Here is an 18,371-nt window from a genome sequence, read left to right as displayed (position 1 = left end):
TATTTTTCGCATCCATATGATTTTAGAATAATTTTTATAAGACAGAATAACGATAAAAATATACATTTGGCTTTCTGTCTCTTAATCATTCTAGCGTTATACCCCGTATACAACAGTGTATCTATGTTACTTTATGTATGACTTACCCCAACAACACCAGCGATATTGCAGGGAATGCCACCAAGATTACCAATCGAATCACGTCAGAGACAATGAATGGAGCCACCCCGCGGAACATATCGGACAACTTAATGTGCGGTGCCATCGCCTTGATCACAAAGATATTCATCCCCATCGGCGGCGTGATCAAACCAAGCTCTACCGTCAATACTGCAATAATGCCAAACCAGACTGGATCAAACCCTAATGCTAATATAATTGGGTACACAACGGGAATGGTGATTACTAGCATTGCTAGCGCATCCATGAACAGTCCTAATAGGAAGTACATGAACAGGATACAGATCAGCACAATCATTGGACTAACAGCCAACCCACCAATCCAAGATGCTAACGAATATGATAAACGCGACACTGAGATAAAATAACCCAATGCCTCTGCACCTAATAGCATAAAGAACACTACGGCAGAGAGTGCTAACGTCTCAATCAATGACTGCTTGAGACCGTCTAAACGCATGCCTTTGGCAAAAGCATAAGCCCAAGAGACAAATGCTCCTACTGCCGCCCCTTCTGTTGGCGTAAATAATCCAAAGAAGATACCGGCAATAATCACAATAAAGATAAAGCTAAATGGTATTAGACCCGTTAGCGACAGTAGCTTGGCTTTCCACGTGGTTTTCTCACCACGCTGGGCTAAGTGCGGTTTCCAGCGTACCATGATCATCACGGTGATAGAGTACATTACCATGCCCAGCATACCCGGTAAAAAACCTGCGATAAACATATCGCCAACCGACTGCTGGGTTAAGATGGCATAGACGAGTAACGCAATACTCGGTGGAATCATGATACCTAAAGTACCACCAGCGGCTAAGATACCGCAGGCAAATCCCGGCTGATAACCATACTTCTCCATTTGCGGTAGCGCCACTTTAGTCATAGTAGACGCAGTGGCAAGTGATGAGCCTGAGATAGAGGCAAAGATACCAGACGATCCTATACCTGCAATACCCAGACTACCTCTCACTCCACCAAATATGGTTCTAGTGGCTTCAAAAAGCTTACCTGCCATACCAGAGTGTGTGGCAAACACGCCCATGAGAATAAACAAGGGAATGGCACTAAAGTCATACTTTGCTAAGACATCAACAGGGATATCTTTGAGCATTTGTAGGGCCCCACTTGGCGCGGTAACCGCACCGAAACCTACCAAACCCACACCTAACATGGCAAGAGCAACGGGTACGCGTAGGATAACAAGCAGGATCATGACAACTAGGCCAATGGCTCCGATAATCTCTGGACTCATGCGCCTGTCTCCTCGGCGTCAAAGAATTCGCCTGTCTTAAAGATGTTAATGGATTCGATCAATGAGCGAATGGCAAGTAGTAAGCTTAAGAACGCGCTAATCATATAAATAGGCATCATAGATAGTCGAAGATCTTGGGTGACCTTACCATACTCGACAGCGTCAATGGCACTCTCATAGAGCCCCCATGCGAAGACGACGCCGATGACAAAAAAACCCATCATGAAGATGCCCATAAGGTAGCCTTTGATAGACTGCGGCATCTTTTGGGTAAAAACATCAACGATAATTTGCGAGCGCTCGACGAAAGCGGCAAAGGCGGCAAGCAATGCAAATAGCATGAAGTAAGAAACAATCTCGACGGAGCCCTTGACGGTGAAGCCAAGCTCACCGCCGCTAAGCTTGAAGATGTAGCGTGCAGTAACGTCTAGCATGGTGGTCAGTACGATGATGATAAGACTCACCCCGCCTATAAACTGACACAATCTAGAGATTAGGACGCTGAGCTTGACTAAAAATGCCATGTGACACCTCCAATGGGTTATACCACTTTACAGGCGGCACTAGCGGCTTTGGCTTTTTCGTAGACGCCATCTGCATCTAGACCTAAAGCATTAACATCGTTTAAGTATTTCTGTGTGCCTTTTTCGAGCGGTCCTTTCCAGTTTGGATCATTTAACGGATCAGGAATATCCACAATTTCATCACCCTTATCTTTGGCCGCTTGCATTGCCATCTGATCATGCTTATCAAAGACTTCACCAACTTTACTGGCTAGGGCCATGCCTGAGTTTTTGTCTAGGACTTGCTTTAAGTCATCAGGTAAATTGTCATACTTATCTTTGTTCATAGTGACCATGAGGGCTGAACTATAAAAAGGAATGTTGGTATGATATTTAGTAATTTCATCAATTTTAAAAGCTGTCACCGCTTCCCAAGGGAAACTCAAACCATCAACGACACCACGCTGTAGAGAGGTGTACATATCATTTGCAGGTAGACCTACAGGGGACGCACCAGCACTTTCAATAATATCACCAGCGACTGCAGAAGGACGACGAATACGCATACCTTTCATATCCTCAGGCGTGCGAATCAGCTTATCTGTGGTATGAAGCGAACCAGGTCCCGCACCATACATAAACAATAGATGTGAGTCTTCATACTCACTAGCAAGAGTACCATCATCATAAAGGGTTTGAAGCATACAGCCCATTTGAGTGGCTGAGTTAGATAGTCCTGGTAGCTCGGTGATCTGAGTTAAAGGAAAACGACCATTGGTATAACCGTGCGCTTGTGAGCCGATATCGATCGTACCTTTAGCAGCGGACTCATAGGTTACATCTGCTTTGGCAAGACCAGCCGACGGATACAACTCTACCTTTAGGCGACCATCAGAATCTGTCTCTATTTGCTTAGCCCACGGTTCAAAAACTTCTTTGCTAATAGATGAAGTGGCTGGCCAAAAATGCGAAAAGCGCAAAACAGTAGTTTCTTGAGAAGTCGCTGATGAACCATCAGAGGTATCAGCAGATTGATTGGAGCAGCCGAAAAGACTAATAGCGGCCAAAGCGCCAATTGAAAAGAGAGGAGCTAACTTCATTATCAATTCCTTTTGATAATTATAAGAATGGGAGTAGAACATCACGAGTAAATAATCCGACTCAAACTAAATTAAACTACTTACAAGCTTTTATATATCTTTTACATCCCTGTAAGAAAAGTATAGTCTAAAATTAACAGCTATAATGATATAAGTCAAATCATTTTGATAATATGCTAAATAATGAATTGAAGCTTTGGGGCACTACTAGGCACTTATTTATAACTGATACAGCCGAATTAATATCGAGTAGATGAGTCGAATGAAAATAAAAAAAACCCTCAACTCGGCGTCAAGTTGAGGGATTTTCTGTCAGCTAGGAATAAACTAAAAATGGCTAAAGTAAATTACAAATGTAGGCAATGTAAATCTACTTTTCCATATGCCATCTGTCGTCTACCCACACCGCATCAGTATCGTCCACATGCACATGCCACTCTGCATCAGTTACTACGAGACGAATTTCAGTTAAGCAGTGTAGCCAATGGTTTATGCTATACATTAGGACTTCGATATCAATACTAGAGGGTACTTTAGTCGCTCCTGCGAGTATCACATCTGACTCACTATCATCATATGCATAAAGGTCAAAAGATTCTGCCTCTTCTATATACTTGAAGCTTTCATTGTACTTATCGACAATAGAAATGACATCTTCCTGCTCTTTTTCAGTCAAAAGCGTCGCGCGCTCAGCTGTATAATAAATAGCGGTGCCCATAATACATTGCTCCAAGATACGATAGTGATAGTAGATAATAGTATAATATATTTTCGCTAGACAAAGAAAATCCCCCGCCTAGATAACTAGTCGGGGGATATTTCAGAATAGAGAGCTGACGATGACCTACTCTCACATGGGCGAACCACACTACCATTGGCGCAACGATGTTTCACTTCTGAGTTCGGGAAGGGATCAGGTGGGGCCATCGCGCTATTGTCGTCAGCAAAGGGGGTTAGATATGAGTCTGTTGTTTTTATTGTTTGACTATAAATGTTTAGTTTATGGTCGATCAACTTGTAACCTAACTGAATCAAGGTTAAAGGTGATATCGAAATGTTTCTGTCTATGACAGATTAATTAGACTTGGTTACAAACCACTTGGGTGTTGTATGGTCAAGCCAAACGAGCAATTAGTACAGGTTAGCTACACACATCGCTGTGCTTCCACACCCTGCCTATCAACGTCCTAGTCTTGAACGGCTCTTTAGGGAAATCTAATCTTGAGGTGGGCTTCCCGCTTAGATGCTTTCAGCGGTTATCCCATCCGAACGTAGCTACCGGGCAATGCCATTGGCATGACAACCCGAACACCAGTGGTTCGTCCACTCTGGTCCTCTCGTACTAGGAGCAGATCCTCTCAAATTTCCAACGCCCACGGTAGATAGGGACCGAACTGTCTCACGACGTTCTAAACCCAGCTCGCGTACCTCTTTAAATGGCGAACAGCCATACCCTTAGGACCTGCTTCAGCCCTAGGATGAGATGAGCCGACATCGAGGTGCCAAACACCGCCGTCGATATGAACTCTTGGGCGGTATCAGCCTGTTATCCCCAGAGTACCTTTTATCCGTTGAGCGATGGCCCTTCCATACAGAACCACCGGATCACTAAGACCTACTTTCGTACCTGCTCGACTTGTGGGTCTCGCAGTTAAGCGCGCTTTTGCCTTTATACTCTACGACCGATTTCCGACCGGTCTGAGCGCACCTTCGTACTCCTCCGTTACTCTTTAGGAGGAGACCGCCCCAGTCAAACTACCCACCATACATTGTCCTCGGTATTGTTATACCTGAGTTAGAACCCCAACATGACCAGGGTGGTATTTCAAGATTGGCTCCACCAAGACTAGCGTCTCGGCTTCAAAGCCTCCCACCTATCCTGCACAAGTCAGGTCAAAGTTCAATGTAAAGCTGTAGTAAAGGTTCACGGGGTCTTTCCGTCTAGCCGCGGGTACACAGCATCTTCACTGCGATTTCGATTTCACTGAGTCTCTGCTGGAGACAGCGCTGCCATCATTATGTCATTCGTGCAGGTCGGAACTTACCCGACAAGGAATTTCGCTACCTTAGGACCGTTATAGTTACGGCCGCCGTTTACTGGGGCTTCGATCAAGAGCTTCGCTTACGCTAACCCCATCAATTAACCTTCCAGCACCGGGCAGACATCACACCCTATACGTCCACTTTCGTGTTTGCAGAGTGCTGTGTTTTTAATAAACAGTTGCAGCAGCCTGGTATCTGCGACTGCCAGCAGCTCAAGGAGCAAGTCCTATCACCACCAACAGCGTACCTTCTCCCGAAGTTACGGTACCATTTTGCCTAGTTCCTTCAGCAGAGTTCTCTCAAGCGCCTTGGTATTCTCTACCTGATCACCTGTGTCGGTTTAGGGTACGATTCGTTTATAACTATTGCTTAGAAGCTTTTCCTGGAAGCATGGTATTTGCCACTTCGCTGTACAAGTACAGCTTGCTATCAGATCTCGGTATAAAATAGCCCGGATTTACCTAAGCTATAAACCTACATCCTTTCACCTGGACAACCAACGCCAGGCTGACATAACCTTCTCCGTCCCTCCATCGCATTATAAACAAGTATCGGAATATTAACCGATTTCCCATCGACTACGCCTTTCGGCCTCGCCTTAGGGGTCGACTCACCCAGCCCCGATTAACGTTGGACTGGAACCCTTGATCTTCCGGCGTGCGAGCTTTTCACTCGCATTATCGTTACTCACGTCAGCATTCGCTCTTGTGATACCTCCAGCATGCTTTACAACACACCTTCACAGGCTTACACAACGCTCCCCTACCACTTGAAAACAAATTCAAATCCGCAGCTTCGGCTCCTAGTTTGAGCCCCGTTACATCTTCCGCGCGGGCCGACTCGACTAGTGAGCTATTACGCTTTCTTTAAAGGATGGCTGCTTCTAAGCCAACCTCCTAGCTGTCTATGCCTTCCCACCTCGTTTCCCACTTAACTAGGAATTTGGGGCCTTAGCTGGCGGTCTGGGTTGTTTCCCTCTCCACAATGGACGTTAGCACCCACTGTGTGTCTCCCGGATATCACTCATCGGTATTCGGAGTTTGCATCGGTTTGGTAAGTCGGTATGACCCCCTAGCCGAAACAGTGCTCTACCCCCAATGGTGTTCGTCCGAGGCGCTACCTAAATAGCTTTCGGGGAGAACCAGCTATCACCGAGTTTGATTAGCCTTTCACCCCTATCCACAAGTCATCCCCTGGCTTTTCAACGACAGTGGGTTCGGTCCTCCGGTGCCTGTTACGGCACTTTCAACCTGCTCATGGATAGATCACTCGGTTTCGGGTCTATGCCCTGCAACTAATCGCCCTATTAAGACTCGGTTTCCCTACGGCTCCCCTAAACGGTTAACCTTGCTACAGAACATAAGTCGCTGACCCATTATACAAAAGGTACGCGGTCACCTAACAAGTAGGCTCCCACTGCTTGTACGCACACGGTTTCAGGTTCTATTTCACTCCCCTCACAGGGGTTCTTTTCGCCTTTCCCTCACGGTACTGGTTCACTATCGGTCAGTCAGGAGTATTTAGCCTTGGAGGATGGTCCCCCCATCTTCAAACAGGATTTCTCGTGCCCCGCTCTACTTAATATGTTAATGCTAATGTTTCGAATACAGGACTATCACCTACTACGGTCAGCTTTCCCACGCTGTTCTTCTACATTAGTACTAATCGGCTTCTCCCCGTTCGCTCGCCGCTACTAGGGGAATCTCAATTGATGTCTATTCCTAAGGGTACTGAGATGTTTCACTTCCCCTCGTTCGCTTCCTAATAAATTAGGATACTTACCTTATGGTAAGTGGGTTTCCCCATTCAGAAATCTCCGGATCACAGGATATTGCCGCCTCCCCGAAGCTTATCGCAGGCTGTCACGTCTTTCATCGCCTCTGACTGCCAAGGCATCCACCATGTGCGCTTCATTACTTGACCATACAACCCCAAGTAGTCTTTCGACTCCAAAGTGTCATACACTCTAATTATGATAACGATATCACCTATGTTTATACGCTTGATTCAGTTCTCTTTACTTTTTTAATAACTCACCCCTGGGATAACAACTGATGTCGTTAAGAGGTGAGTTATTAAGGTTAAGAAGTGCGCGTGAACACGCACCTCCTAACCCAGACTCATATCTATGTTTTTAAATAGTCTCTATGCTCTCGTCGAGTCACAGATTCTGTATAAAACAGAAAGAAGTAATCTTGTTCAAATCACTTGTTTCTATTTGATACCTATTTTTATTTAGCACTCTAAGCTTAACTAAAGTAGTGGTGGAGCCAAACGGAGTCGAACCGTTGACCTCCTGCGTGCAAGGCAGGCGCTCTACCAACTGAGCTATGGCCCCATTATATAAATGGTGGGTCTAAGTGGACTCGAACCACTGACCCCCGCGTTATCAACACGGTGCTCTAACCAGCTGAGCTACAGACCCTAATACGTCCTAAAACGTAAGCTTAAACTAAAGAACAACTTGTTGTGAATTCTTGCTGACCGAATGCTGTCTATAAGGAGGTGATCCAGCCGCAGGTTCCCCTACGGCTACCTTGTTACGACTTCACCCCAGTCATCAACCACACCGTGGTGAACGCTCCCCCGAAGGTTAAGCTATCCACTTCTGGTGCAATCAACTCCCATGGTGTGACGGGCGGTGTGTACAAGGCCCGGGAACGTATTCACCGCGGCATTCTGATCCGCGATTACTAGCGATTCCTACTTCATGGAGTCGAGTTGCAGACTCCAATCTGGACTACGATAGGCTTTTTGAGATTCGCATCACATCGCTGTGTAGCTGCCCTCTGTACCTACCATTGTAGCACGTGTGTAGCCCTGGTCGTAAGGGCCATGATGACTTGACGTCGTCCCCGCCTTCCTCCAGTTTGTCACTGGCAGTATCCTTAGAGTTCCCGGCTTAACCCGCTGGTAACTAAGGACAAGGGTTGCGCTCGTTGCGGGACTTAACCCAACATCTCACGACACGAGCTGACGACAGCCATGCAGCACCTGTATTCTAATTCCCGAAGGCACTCCCGCATCTCTGCAGGATTCTAGATATGTCAAGACCAGGTAAGGTTCTTCGCGTTGCATCGAATTAAACCACATGCTCCACCGCTTGTGCGGGCCCCCGTCAATTCATTTGAGTTTTAACCTTGCGGCCGTACTCCCCAGGCGGTCTACTTATTGCGTTAGCTGCGTCACTAAGTCCTCAAGGGACCCAACGACTAGTAGACATCGTTTACGGCGTGGACTACCAGGGTATCTAATCCTGTTTGCTACCCACGCTTTCGAGCCTCAGTGTCAGTATGATGCCAGGAAGCTGCCTTCGCCATCGGTATTCCTTCAGATCTCTACGCATTTCACCGCTACACCTGAAATTCTACTTCCCTCTCACCTACTCTAGCCTAACAGTTTCAGATGCAGTTCCCAGGTTAAGCCCGGGGATTTCACATCTGACTTATCAAGCCACCTACGCTCGCTTTACGCCCAGTAATTCCGATTAACGCTTGCACCCTCTGTATTACCGCGGCTGCTGGCACAGAGTTAGCCGGTGCTTATTCTGCAGCTAATGTCATCGTCTCCGGGTATTAACCGAAGAGTCTTCTTCACTGCTTAAAGTGCTTTACAACCAAAAGGCCTTCTTCACACACGCGGCATGGCTGGATCAGGGTTTCCCCCATTGTCCAATATTCCCCACTGCTGCCTCCCGTAGGAGTCCGGGCCGTGTCTCAGTCCCGGTGTGGCTGATCATCCTCTCAGACCAGCTACAGATCGTCGCCATGGTAGGCCTTTACCCCACCATCTAGCTAATCCGACTTAGGCTCATCTAATAGCGAGAGCAACAAGTTGCCCCCTTTCTCCCGTAGGACGTATGCGGTATTAATACGAGTTTCCCCGTGCTATCCCCCACTACTAGGTAGATTCCTAAGTATTACTCACCCGTCCGCCGCTCGACGCCTGATAGCAAGCTACCATCGTTTCCGCTCGACTTGCATGTGTTAAGCCTGCCGCCAGCGTTCAATCTGAGCCATGATCAAACTCTTCAGTTTAATCTTGCTATGAAGCTCTTTAAAGAAGCTTCTAAACTTGGCTCATCTAATCTGGCAAAATCGCTAAAAATTATGTTCGTAATGAATTAACTTTGAGTTTTTCTGCTGTCTTAAATGATAATTTTTATAGTTAATAATCTTTCCGAAAAGAAAAGATAGTCAACTTTATTTTTTAGCATTCTGAATCAGCAAAAATCCACACAAGTTGTTCTTTAGTTATGCTTTTAAATAGTCTCAATCACTGTCGTCCAGTCATCGATATATAGGGTATTTCTTTTGCCATCTAGCCAATCCGTCTCCGGTTAAGCTATCTAGCGAGCCGACTATCTTATCATAATGATTTGATTTGTCAAGACTTTTTATAATTTGTTTCACCAGGTTAACTGCGTTATTAATATGTAATTTACATATTAGCTGCCGCTAGTCCGTCCGATGAGGGCGTATTATAGAGAGTTTAATAACTGTGTCAACCAATTTTATACATGTTTTTAAACTTATTTTACAGCTATTAAAAATAATAAATAGTTTCAATAGGTTATGAATTGGTCGATTGGTTGATGTAGTAGAGGAATAGGTACGTGCTTCCCTTTTAGTAAGAATATTCTGCTTTAACAGATATAGATCCTTTACTATTTCCAGATCTTTTTTTGTATTAGGATAACTCTACTTACCTTATAACTTGCCCATTTTCTCAAAAAACGCTCTATACGCAGCAACTTTCTTATCCAGCGATAACGGATAGGCTCGTGAAGTCGACGGTAACCTATGTAGGGTTAGATTATTGACATCAGTTTTCTGGTTATCTGTACTCTGCCACTCGTAAGGATAATTGATACTTTGGTTGGTTTTGGGGTGCTTCGACTTGGCAAGTGGTTCTTTCAATAGTTCGATCAGCACTTCGGTTGCCTTACCTCCTGTCGTGAACAACGTTTTTACCTTTGGTACTTGTGGCAAAATACTATCTAAGTCAACGGGGGTAACTACCGTTAGGTTTTTATCCGACGCATTACCTGTCTCGCGAATGGCTTGTTTTACTGTGGGACATGAAGCGATACCTCGCTCAAACATAAAGTCACGGATACGTTCAGGATCAAATCGCTTCTCATCGCCTACTCTAAAATAATCAGCATCATCAAAGAATACTCGACCATATATTCGCCACATGTCGTTATAAAAGTTAGGGTAATGAAAATTCATTGCCCACTTATCGGCAGTCGGTGGAAAAGTACCCATCATCATGATAGTCGCGTTCGGTGGCAACACAGGCTCGAAAGGATGCGTTTCAATTTCTACAGCTTTGTTTTTAGTAGATGTGAGCGTTGTCTCTTTATCTTGGGTCATTGATGTTTTTATAGTCATGATATTCTTCATCAGAAAAGCAGTTTTTTTGGTATCATAGCAGGTCTAAACACTACCTCACTTATCATTACGCTTATAGTCAAATTTAGTCGGTTCAATCAGTTGACTTAAATGGCGCGATATCCTTTTACTTAGCCTGAACTGTTTAGGCTTTGATGGCCGTTGTGAACGTAAATATTGTCGTTGCGCTAAATCAATATCATCATAAAGCTGTGAGAGTAATTTGATTGTCTCAATTTTGAAGGCGTTAATTTTACTATTTACGCGTGATAAATAGGGTTAAAGTGCGGTAAGTGTTTGTATCTTTTATACTAATAGCAACCGCAGCAACTGCGCAAGCATCAGACAAGAAACCAAGAGAGATTCTATGAGTGACTTAAACAACGATTTGAACATTACGGTAATCGATCATCCACTAGTCCGTCATAAACTCAGTCTCATGCGTGAAAAAGACTGTAGCACTTATAAGTTTCGCACATTGACCAAAGAACTTGCGCGCTTGATGGCGTATGAAGCAAGTCGCGATTTTGAGATTGAGACGTTTCCAATGCAAGGCTGGTGCGGCGAGATTACTGGTGAGCAAATCATCGGTAAGACAGCAACTATCGTACCTATTCTGCGCGCAGGTATTGGCATGCTTGATGGCGTGCTCGATCTAATCCCTACTGCTAAAATTTCTGTTGTCGGCCTACAACGTGATGAAGAAACGCTACAGCCAGTACCGTTTTTTGAAAAATTCGTCAGCCATATGGACAAACGTCCTGCGCTGATCATTGACCCGATGCTAGCCACAGGTGGCTCAATGGTAGCAACCATCGAGATGCTCAAGAAAAATGGTTGTACGAATATCAAAGCATTGGTACTCGTGGCGGCACCTGAAGGCGTACGCTTGGTGAACGAAGCGCATCCTGACGTGACTATCTATACCGCTGCGCTAGACAGTCATTTGGATGAGCATGGTTATATCATCCCAGGTTTGGGTGATGCTGGCGATAAGATTTTTGGTAAGCAGTTATCTAATAAATAGTACCAAAACAGACAAAGTCGTCATTAGGGTTATAGCAAAAGTAGACAGTATCGCTAATAAGGACAGATAATGAACGTATTGATTACAGGGGCAAGCGCAGGGTTTGGTAAAGCGCTAGCAGAGCGTTTGGTTGCAAACGGTCATCGCGTGATTGGTTGTGCTAGACGCCTTGATAAACTGAATGCTTTGGCAGATACCCTAGGCGATGCGTTTTTGCCCGTGGTTATGGATGTGAGTGAAACAGACTCTATCCCGCAAATTCTTGCTGATCTGCCTAATGGTTTCAAGCAAATCGATGTGCTCGTAAATAATGCAGGATTAGCGCTCGGTACAGAGCCTGCACACAAAGCCAGTCTCGATGACTGGATGCGTATGAATGATACCAATGTCAAAGGTTTGATGGCGTTGACTCATGCTGTCCTGCCAGCGATGGTTGCGCGCGATAGTGGTTATATCATTAATGTTGGCTCAATCGCAGGTAACTGGCCTTATTTTGGTGGCAACGTTTACGGCGCAACCAAAGCATTTGTAAAACAATTCAGCCTAAACTTACGTGCCGATCTGCTTGGTACGCAAGTGCGTGTGACCAATCTTGAGCCAGGAGTAGTTGCGGGTACTGAGTTTTCAAACGTACGCTATCACGGTGATGATGACAAAGCGGCAAAGGTCTATGATGGTTTTAAGACCATGACGGGTGAAGATATTGGCGATATTTTGCTGTGGCTGATTGAGTCACCTGCGCATATTAATGTCAATCGCTTAGAAGTCATGCCAGTGGCCCAAACCTACAATGGCTTAACCGTTGCCAAGCAAGACAGTTAAGACAGGTCTAGCTCCTCGATATACTTATTAGCGTAACTCATACGACCGAAGCAATATAGAGCCCTCTATATTGCTTTTTTTTATGTCTTCAATCGTTACCTCACCCACCAGACGCAGGTCCTGAAAGTCCATAATCAACACTTCATTGCGCAGCCGCTCGCTCGTGCGTTTGTTGTGACGTATTGCAAACCCCAATACTTGCTTACCCGTGATGGTAATTTGGTTAATCACTACTCTGGAGGCATTGGTGACTGATGTCTTGGATGTTTTCTGAGCATTGACGATCGCAGTGGCTGGATTGACAGTAGTGGTAAGCAGTTTGGTCTGTCGCACACTTTTTGGCATATCTCCTGCAAAAAAAAGCACCTGTGTGAGCGGCAGATACTGCGTATGGCGCATTAGCTCCTGACGGAACAACGAAGGCATATCTATATTGAAACTGTCTTCTGTCTGCTGATAAAAGGCGGTAAAGTTGCGATGCAGGTACCGTCCAAATACCGTGGTATTGATCCATTCTTTATAAATATTATTCGCCAGTAGCTGCTTGGTAAAGGCGCTGGCATCAACCGTGACCTCGTTATTTAACATCGACAATAAAAGTGCTTGTGGACTGGTAAAGGTCTGCTGCTCCCAGACTTGTGGATACAAGCTACTATCCAATAATGATAATATCGATTTGCCCATACCCTTCTACCCTTGTCAGTTATTGCTACTGCTTTTACCACCCGCCAAATTTTGTGCTATGGTCAGATGACTGTTTAATATAACAGTCTTTTATCAGCGGTAAAGCCCATTTTGTAGCGACCTGTCTCAACAAATAAACAGGTGGCTTCATAACCCAAAGTGATCCCTCTATGAAAAAAAACCTTAGCGCCTTGGCTGCTCCTTATCAGTTACAGACGATCACTATCAAATCAGCGGATGGTATAGCGCTACCCGTATCGGTTATTGGACACGGCAAACCCGTCATGATGCTGCATGCTTATGGTATGGATGCACGAGAGTTTTTACCTTTTATACTGCCACTGATCGGTAAATACGAATTTTATCTGCCACATTTTCGGGGGTTTGGTGCCGCACAAAATATCGAGCTGACGCCGTTTGATTTTATCAATCAGTACGCTGAAGATATTGATGACATCATTGAGCATGTCTGCATAAACCGTAACGTAGAATCACTGCCCGTTGCTGCGATTTCGATGGGGGCGTTGGTGATGTGGTCTTATTTTACCCACTTTGGCACATCTCACATCAGCCGCTATTTGAACATCGATCAAAGCCCTGTGATTCACAATCAACCAGATTGGCAAGGTGGATTGTTTGGTGATCGGCAAACAGAGATGTTTGCAGTTTTCCAAGAAATTATTGATATGACGCTACCGTATGCGCAAGTCGAATGCTTTACGCATTTGCCTTTTTCTCTTAAACGCCGTGTGACAGACATTGAAAAATTATTTTCTTTACTCTCTGTCAGCCGCCCGCGCTCAAAAGCCATCGTGCAAGCGCTCACTCATCAAAACGATCATAAACTGGCATTTTATAATCACCAAACATGGAAACACAAAATGCGCTGCCTGCAAGCCTATCTCGCCATACCTTATGATTTTCGGGTAGGTATAGAAAACATCACCATTCCCGTCGTCAGTTTGATCGGTGGTCAATCAACGCTCTATGACCCTAAATGGCAGCAAAGAATCACCCAAATGCTGCCCAATGCTAGTGAAATCATACTGCCACACTCAGGTCATGCCGTGCCACTAGATGCACCTATAGCCTTCTATAAAGTCCTAAAAGAATTTCTACAAGATTAACTAGAGTTTTACACAACCGCTTTATAATCACTACTATAGCTTTACAACCTGTCATAGCAATTCATTTGGGCTGATTCTATACTTAAACGCTGATGCAAATCCTTAATAACTCACTACGAGTGACAGTCACTGATAAGCATCAACAAAATATATGACTACAATAATATCAAAAGGATGAAACCATGCCCTACGCTACCGTTGCAACACAGGACGACCAATCCGTCGAACTCTATTACGAAACCCAAGGTATAGGCAAACCTATCATACTCATCCATGGCTGGCCACTCAGTGGTCGCGCTTGGGAAGCACAGCTACCTGCGCTAGTCGCAGCAGGCTATCAAGTCATTACTTATGATAGACGCGGCTTTGGTCAGTCATCCAAACCATGGAACGGCTACGACTACGATACCCTAGCCCAAGACTTAAAAGGTCTTATGGAGACACTTGATTTGCAAGATGCCACCATCGTTGGTTTCTCTATGGGCGGCGGTGAAGTGGCGCGTTATCTGGGTAAATACGGCTCCGAGCGTGTGAGCAAAGCGGTACTCGCCTCTGCGGTCCCACCGTACTTATTTAAAGCAGATGATAATCCTGATGGTGGTCTTGAAGAGTCAGATATTCAAGGTTTTTTGGATGGTGTTAGCAATGATCGTATTGCCTTTTTAAATGACTTTACTAAGAACTTCTTTACCCCAAAAGATGGTAAGTTGCTGGTCAGCAAGCCAATGCGCCTATACAATCGTGATATTGCTGCATTTGCTTCTGCTAAAGCGACACTTGATTGCGTTAAATCCTTTAGCTATACCGACTTTCGCGATGATTTAAAAGCGTTTGATGTACCGACATTAGTCATACATGGCGATGCGGATCAAATTGTACCGATCGAAGCGAGTGGTGAACGCTCTCACGATATGATTGCAGACAGTAGATTACACGTCATTGAAGGTGGTCCACACGGTATCAATGTGACCCATAGCGAAGAGTTCAATAAAGCATTGATTGCATTTTTGAACAACTAATGGCGCATCTATCTAAAACCTAGATATAAAACAAAAAACGACCTCAACGGGTCGTTTTTTTTGGGTGAAATTTCTCGTGCGTGGTGGTTCAGTACTAATCATTCAATGGTTGAATCAACTCAAATCGTGGTACCTCTTTACCTTCAACGCTGACTGTTTCAGCAAACATCGCAAGCGGTCGTACCCACACCCCATACTCACCGTACAGACAACGATAGACTACGAGCGACTCTTCAGTCTCTGAGTGCTGCGCGGTATGCAATACTTGATACAAGCTGCCTTTGTAATGGCGGTAAATGCCTTGAGTTATAGTGGCTTGATTTGTCATCATTACAGTTTACTCTTTATATTTTGTTATTCACTCGCTATGACAGATTGAGCAGGCACTTGAGCAATAAGCACTTAAGCAACAGTCACTTTTGCATAGGCTTTCTTGCCCGCTTGAATCACGACCGTCTGACCTGAGGTTAGACTAAACCCACCATCAACCACTTCACCGTCGACTTTTACTGCGCCGCGCTTGACCATATCTTTAGCAGCTGCACCGTTTTTGGCAAGCTCAGCTTGGTTTAGGATTTGCGCGATAAATAAGGCTTCTTGACCTGCTTCAAGCGTTAATGTCACTTCTGGCAAATCAACCGGTAGCTCACCATCTGCCAAGACATTACCAGCAGATTTATGCGCATTGGCAGCAGCATCCGCATCATGGAAACGCTCAATCAATTCCTCGGCAAGGATACGTTTGATTTCTTGTGGGTTGCGCCCGGCTTCCATTTCCGCCATCAAGGCTTCGATCTGCTCCATCGGCTTGAAACTTAAAAACTCAAAGTAACGATGGATTAAGGTATCAGGCATCGATAGGATTTTCTGGTACATGGTACCTGGCGCATCATAGATAGCGACATAATTATTTAGTGACTTAGACATTTTATTAACGCCGTCCAATCCTTCTAAGATTGGCACCGTGATGCAGACTTGTTGCTCTTGATCATATCGCCCTTGCAATGTACGTCCCATTAGCAAATTGAAGGTTTGATCGGTACCACCGAGCTCAACATCGGCTTTTAGCGCGATAGAGTCATAGCCTTGCACTAATGGATACAGAAACTCATGGATTGAAATAGGCGTTTGCGAAGCATAGCGTTTAGAGAAATCATCACGCTCAAGCATACGCGAGACCGTCTGCTGACTGGCAAGCTGAATCATGTCAGCGGCGCTCATGTCACTGAACCACTCAGAGTTAAAGACCACGCGAGTTTTTTCTTTGTCTAAGATTTTAAATACTTGCTCAGCATAGGTTGTTGCATTGGCTTTGATTTGCTCATCAGTCAATGGCGGACGTGTAGAGTTCTTACCAGAAGGGTCGCCAATCTTGGCCGTGTAGTCACCGATTAGAAAATAAATCTCATGACCTAAATCTTGAAAATGCTTGAGCTTATTGATCAGTACTGTATGACCTAAATGCAGGTCGGGCGCAGTAGGATCAAAGCCTGCCTTGATACGTAGCGGGCGATTAAGCTTTAGCTTAGCCACCAAATCGTCTTCGGAGAGTATCTCTTGCGTACCGCGCTGAATGAGGGCCAGTTGTTCTTCTAGGGTGTAGGTTTTATCGGTCATGGTACTCTCTATATATTACTTTCGTTAGGGTTTTTATAAGTGATGGTTACCGGCTCTATACCTTATGACGTTTAGAAGCTCAAAAGGTAAGAAAAAATGCTAGAATTTGACGGATATACTAGCGTTTTTTAAGGTAAATTGCCATGACCAACCCCGCATCAACTACTGATACTGACCATAATGCCCTTGCCGACTTGCTTATGAATAATGGTTTGGATAATAGTTCAGACGATATCGACGACTTAACCCATGATAGTTCGAACTACGCCACACTGACCGACGCTCTTGAGCAAACGGTGTTTGAAAGCTTTGATGATGGCTTATATATCGGAATGATGTCAGGCACTAGTTTGGATGGGATGGATGCGGTTCTTTGTCAGTTCAATAACGACATGGCTGATAAAGAAAATACCAACAAAGAAAACACTATTGATGAAGAGAATAGCCAACCAGCAATGCAACTGCTCGCGACGTATAGTCAAGAGTTTCCACCAAGACTACGTGAAGTGCTACTGGGGTTATGTCAGCCGAATGGTGTGAATCAACTCGTACCGGAGGTCAATGAACCAAACAGTGAATTGGATTGGTTTGGCTGGGCAAGCCGCGCGTATGCGGAGTTCGCAAGCGAAGTGGTCAATACCTTATTGCAGCAATCAAATACCGACCCCGAATCAGTACTGGCGATTGGCTGTCATGGACAAACCGTCCGTCATCGCCCGCAAATGGGCTTTAGTTTGCAACTGGTCGACGCCAATATCATCGCTGAGCGTACAGGCATCAGCGTGGTCAGTGATTTTCGTCGTCGTGACATGGCAGTTGGTGGTCAAGGTGCGCCTCTAGTACCTGCGTTTCATCAGGCCTTATTTGCGATACCTGATAGCACACGCGTGCTCCTAAATTTGGGCGGTATTGCTAATATAACCGTCTTGCCAGCGTTAACTAATGGCGTGGACAGCAACCTAGATAGCAACACAGATAGCGCAGATAATGTCATTGGCTATGATACTGGACCTGCTAATCTATTGTTAGATGCATGGACGGCGTTGCATACAGATAATGACTATGATGCAAAAGGCGCTTGGGCACAATCTGGCACCATCATTGAGCCACTATTACACCAGCTGTTGACCCATGCATTTTTCGCTCAGCCTCACCCCAAGAGTACTGGTCGTGAAGACTTTAATTTGGCATGGCTACAGGGTGAGCTACAGGCTTTTGAACAAGCCAATGCTAATGTCAGTTATTCAGCAGCTGATGTACAAGCCACTTTGACTGAACTAACCGCTATCAGTGCGAGCACGCAAATCAGTATGTTTACAGATACGGATAAAAACAGCTCGGTATACGTCTGTGGTGGCGGCGCACTGAATGATTATCTAATGACACGTCTACAAGCTCATCTACTTCGCTGCACAGTACAAACCACTGATCATTTAGGGCTGGCGCCAACATGGGTAGAAGCCGTCGCTTTTGCGTGGTTAGCCCGTCAAACTATCATGGGTGAAACAGGTAATTTGCCAGCAGTAACTGGTGCCAATAAACGCGTGGTATTGGGTCAAGTCTGTTTTGCCTGACCAGTTATATTTTAGTTTACATACGTG

Annotated in this window: 13 protein-coding genes, 2 tRNA genes and 3 rRNA genes; 5 read left to right on the top strand and 13 right to left on the bottom strand. The window is 45.1% G+C overall.

Annotation, left to right across the window (positions count from 1 at the left end):
- Positions 1 to 142: 142 nt before the first annotated feature.
- The 10 genes from AC5JPO_RS09955 to AC5JPO_RS09910 all read right to left on the bottom strand — a co-directional run bounded on the left by AC5JPO_RS09955 (position 143) and on the right by AC5JPO_RS09910 (position 10,456).
- Positions 143 to 1,432 carry a TRAP transporter large permease gene (locus tag AC5JPO_RS09955; protein ID WP_443527039.1) on the bottom strand — a complete coding sequence of 430 codons (1,290 nt, stop codon included), beginning with the start codon at positions 1,430 to 1,432 and terminating at the stop codon, positions 143 to 145.
- Positions 1,429 to 1,956 carry a TRAP transporter small permease gene (locus AC5JPO_RS09950; RefSeq protein WP_443527040.1) on the bottom strand — a complete coding sequence of 176 codons (528 nt, stop codon included), beginning with the start codon at positions 1,954 to 1,956 and terminating at the stop codon, positions 1,429 to 1,431. The genes AC5JPO_RS09955 and AC5JPO_RS09950 overlap by 4 nt, the downstream gene beginning before the upstream one ends.
- Positions 1,957 to 1,973: 17 nt before the next feature.
- Positions 1,974 to 3,035: a TRAP transporter substrate-binding protein gene (locus tag AC5JPO_RS09945; protein WP_443527041.1), complete on the bottom strand. Its 1,062-nt coding sequence runs from the start codon at positions 3,033 to 3,035 to the stop codon at positions 1,974 to 1,976.
- Positions 3,036 to 3,405: 370 nt separating this feature from the next.
- Positions 3,406 to 3,753, bottom strand: coding sequence for a hypothetical protein (locus AC5JPO_RS09940; protein ID WP_443527042.1), 348 nt, complete (start codon positions 3,751 to 3,753; stop codon positions 3,406 to 3,408).
- Between the two features lie 113 nt (positions 3,754 to 3,866).
- Positions 3,867 to 3,980: ribosomal RNA gene (gene rrf / locus AC5JPO_RS09935) — 5S ribosomal RNA — on the bottom strand.
- Between the two features lie 165 nt (positions 3,981 to 4,145).
- Positions 4,146 to 7,001: ribosomal RNA gene (locus AC5JPO_RS09930) — 23S ribosomal RNA — on the bottom strand.
- Positions 7,002 to 7,340: 339 nt separating this feature from the next.
- Positions 7,341 to 7,416, bottom strand: a tRNA-Ala gene (locus AC5JPO_RS09925).
- Between the two features lie 10 nt (positions 7,417 to 7,426).
- Positions 7,427 to 7,503: transfer RNA gene (locus AC5JPO_RS09920), tRNA-Ile, on the bottom strand.
- Positions 7,504 to 7,576: 73 nt separating this feature from the next.
- A 16S ribosomal RNA gene (locus tag AC5JPO_RS09915) occupies positions 7,577 to 9,115 on the bottom strand.
- The 16S, 23S and 5S rRNA genes sit together here with 2 tRNA genes alongside, the layout of an rRNA operon.
- Positions 9,116 to 9,787: 672 nt before the next feature.
- Positions 9,788 to 10,456, bottom strand: a complete 669-nt coding sequence (locus AC5JPO_RS09910; protein WP_443526811.1) for a DNA glycosylase — start codon at positions 10,454 to 10,456, stop codon at positions 9,788 to 9,790.
- A gap of 385 nt (positions 10,457 to 10,841) precedes the next feature.
- On the opposite strand from AC5JPO_RS09910, the gene upp reads away from it, so the two are divergent.
- Both upp and AC5JPO_RS09900 read left to right on the top strand, forming a co-directional pair.
- A complete protein-coding gene (upp, locus tag AC5JPO_RS09905; RefSeq protein ID WP_443526642.1) occupies positions 10,842 to 11,501 on the top strand; it encodes a uracil phosphoribosyltransferase in 660 nt (219 codons plus the stop codon).
- 69 nt (positions 11,502 to 11,570) lie between these two features.
- On the top strand, positions 11,571 to 12,323 hold the full coding sequence (locus tag AC5JPO_RS09900; protein ID WP_443526643.1) for an SDR family NAD(P)-dependent oxidoreductase: 753 nt from the start codon (positions 11,571 to 11,573) through the stop codon (positions 12,321 to 12,323).
- Between the two features lie 27 nt (positions 12,324 to 12,350).
- Here the strand turns inward: AC5JPO_RS09900 and AC5JPO_RS09895 are convergent, their stop codons facing one another.
- Complete coding sequence (locus tag AC5JPO_RS09895; RefSeq protein WP_443526644.1) at positions 12,351 to 13,007, bottom strand: hypothetical protein; 657 nt, start codon at positions 13,005 to 13,007, stop codon at positions 12,351 to 12,353.
- Positions 13,008 to 13,177: 170 nt separating this feature from the next.
- Between AC5JPO_RS09895 and AC5JPO_RS09890 the strand changes: the two genes are divergently transcribed.
- Both AC5JPO_RS09890 and AC5JPO_RS09885 read left to right on the top strand, forming a co-directional pair.
- The gene (locus AC5JPO_RS09890) at positions 13,178 to 14,134 is read left to right on the top strand and encodes an alpha/beta fold hydrolase (protein ID WP_443526645.1); all 957 of its coding nucleotides are present in this window, start codon (positions 13,178 to 13,180) and stop codon (positions 14,132 to 14,134) included.
- A 182-nt stretch (positions 14,135 to 14,316) separates the two neighbouring features.
- Positions 14,317 to 15,153: an alpha/beta fold hydrolase gene (locus AC5JPO_RS09885; RefSeq protein WP_443526646.1), complete on the top strand. Its 837-nt coding sequence runs from the start codon at positions 14,317 to 14,319 to the stop codon at positions 15,151 to 15,153.
- Between the two features lie 94 nt (positions 15,154 to 15,247).
- Here AC5JPO_RS09885 and AC5JPO_RS09880 read toward each other — a convergent pair whose 3' ends face one another.
- The gene (locus AC5JPO_RS09880; protein WP_443526648.1) at positions 15,248 to 15,484 is read right to left on the bottom strand and encodes a DUF1653 domain-containing protein; all 237 of its coding nucleotides are present in this window, start codon (positions 15,482 to 15,484) and stop codon (positions 15,248 to 15,250) included.
- A gap of 71 nt (positions 15,485 to 15,555) precedes the next feature.
- On the bottom strand, positions 15,556 to 16,770 hold the full coding sequence (tyrS, locus tag AC5JPO_RS09875; RefSeq protein ID WP_443526650.1) for a tyrosine--tRNA ligase: 1,215 nt from the start codon (positions 16,768 to 16,770) through the stop codon (positions 15,556 to 15,558).
- Between the two features lie 143 nt (positions 16,771 to 16,913).
- On the opposite strand from tyrS, the gene AC5JPO_RS09870 reads away from it, so the two are divergent.
- Complete coding sequence (locus AC5JPO_RS09870) at positions 16,914 to 18,344, top strand: anhydro-N-acetylmuramic acid kinase (RefSeq protein WP_443526651.1); 1,431 nt, start codon at positions 16,914 to 16,916, stop codon at positions 18,342 to 18,344.
- Positions 18,345 to 18,371: the final 27 nt, after the last annotated feature.

The sequence above is a fragment of the Psychrobacter sp. H25 genome (assembly GCF_059076335.1).
This window is presented reverse-complemented; position numbering and strand designations above follow the sequence as displayed.

Coding starts and splice junctions, on each gene's coding strand:
- AC5JPO_RS09895 (WP_443526644.1), bottom strand. CDS start 13,007: ATGGGCAAATCGATATTATCATTATTGGATAGTAGCTTGTATCCACAA.
- AC5JPO_RS09890 (WP_443526645.1), top strand. CDS start 13,178: ATGAAAAAAAACCTTAGCGCCTTGGCTGCTCCTTATCAGTTACAGACG.
- upp (WP_443526642.1), top strand. CDS start 10,842: ATGAGTGACTTAAACAACGATTTGAACATTACGGTAATCGATCATCCA.
- AC5JPO_RS09870 (WP_443526651.1), top strand. CDS start 16,914: ATGACCAACCCCGCATCAACTACTGATACTGACCATAATGCCCTTGCC.
- AC5JPO_RS09900 (WP_443526643.1), top strand. CDS start 11,571: ATGAACGTATTGATTACAGGGGCAAGCGCAGGGTTTGGTAAAGCGCTA.
- AC5JPO_RS09910 (WP_443526811.1), bottom strand. CDS start 10,456: ATGACCCAAGATAAAGAGACAACGCTCACATCTACTAAAAACAAAGCT.
- AC5JPO_RS09955 (WP_443527039.1), bottom strand. CDS start 1,432: ATGAGTCCAGAGATTATCGGAGCCATTGGCCTAGTTGTCATGATCCTG.
- tyrS (WP_443526650.1), bottom strand. CDS start 16,770: ATGACCGATAAAACCTACACCCTAGAAGAACAACTGGCCCTCATTCAG.
- AC5JPO_RS09885 (WP_443526646.1), top strand. CDS start 14,317: ATGCCCTACGCTACCGTTGCAACACAGGACGACCAATCCGTCGAACTC.
- AC5JPO_RS09880 (WP_443526648.1), bottom strand. CDS start 15,484: ATGATGACAAATCAAGCCACTATAACTCAAGGCATTTACCGCCATTAC.
- AC5JPO_RS09945 (WP_443527041.1), bottom strand. CDS start 3,035: ATGAAGTTAGCTCCTCTCTTTTCAATTGGCGCTTTGGCCGCTATTAGT.
- AC5JPO_RS09940 (WP_443527042.1), bottom strand. CDS start 3,753: ATGGGCACCGCTATTTATTATACAGCTGAGCGCGCGACGCTTTTGACT.
- AC5JPO_RS09950 (WP_443527040.1), bottom strand. CDS start 1,956: ATGGCATTTTTAGTCAAGCTCAGCGTCCTAATCTCTAGATTGTGTCAG.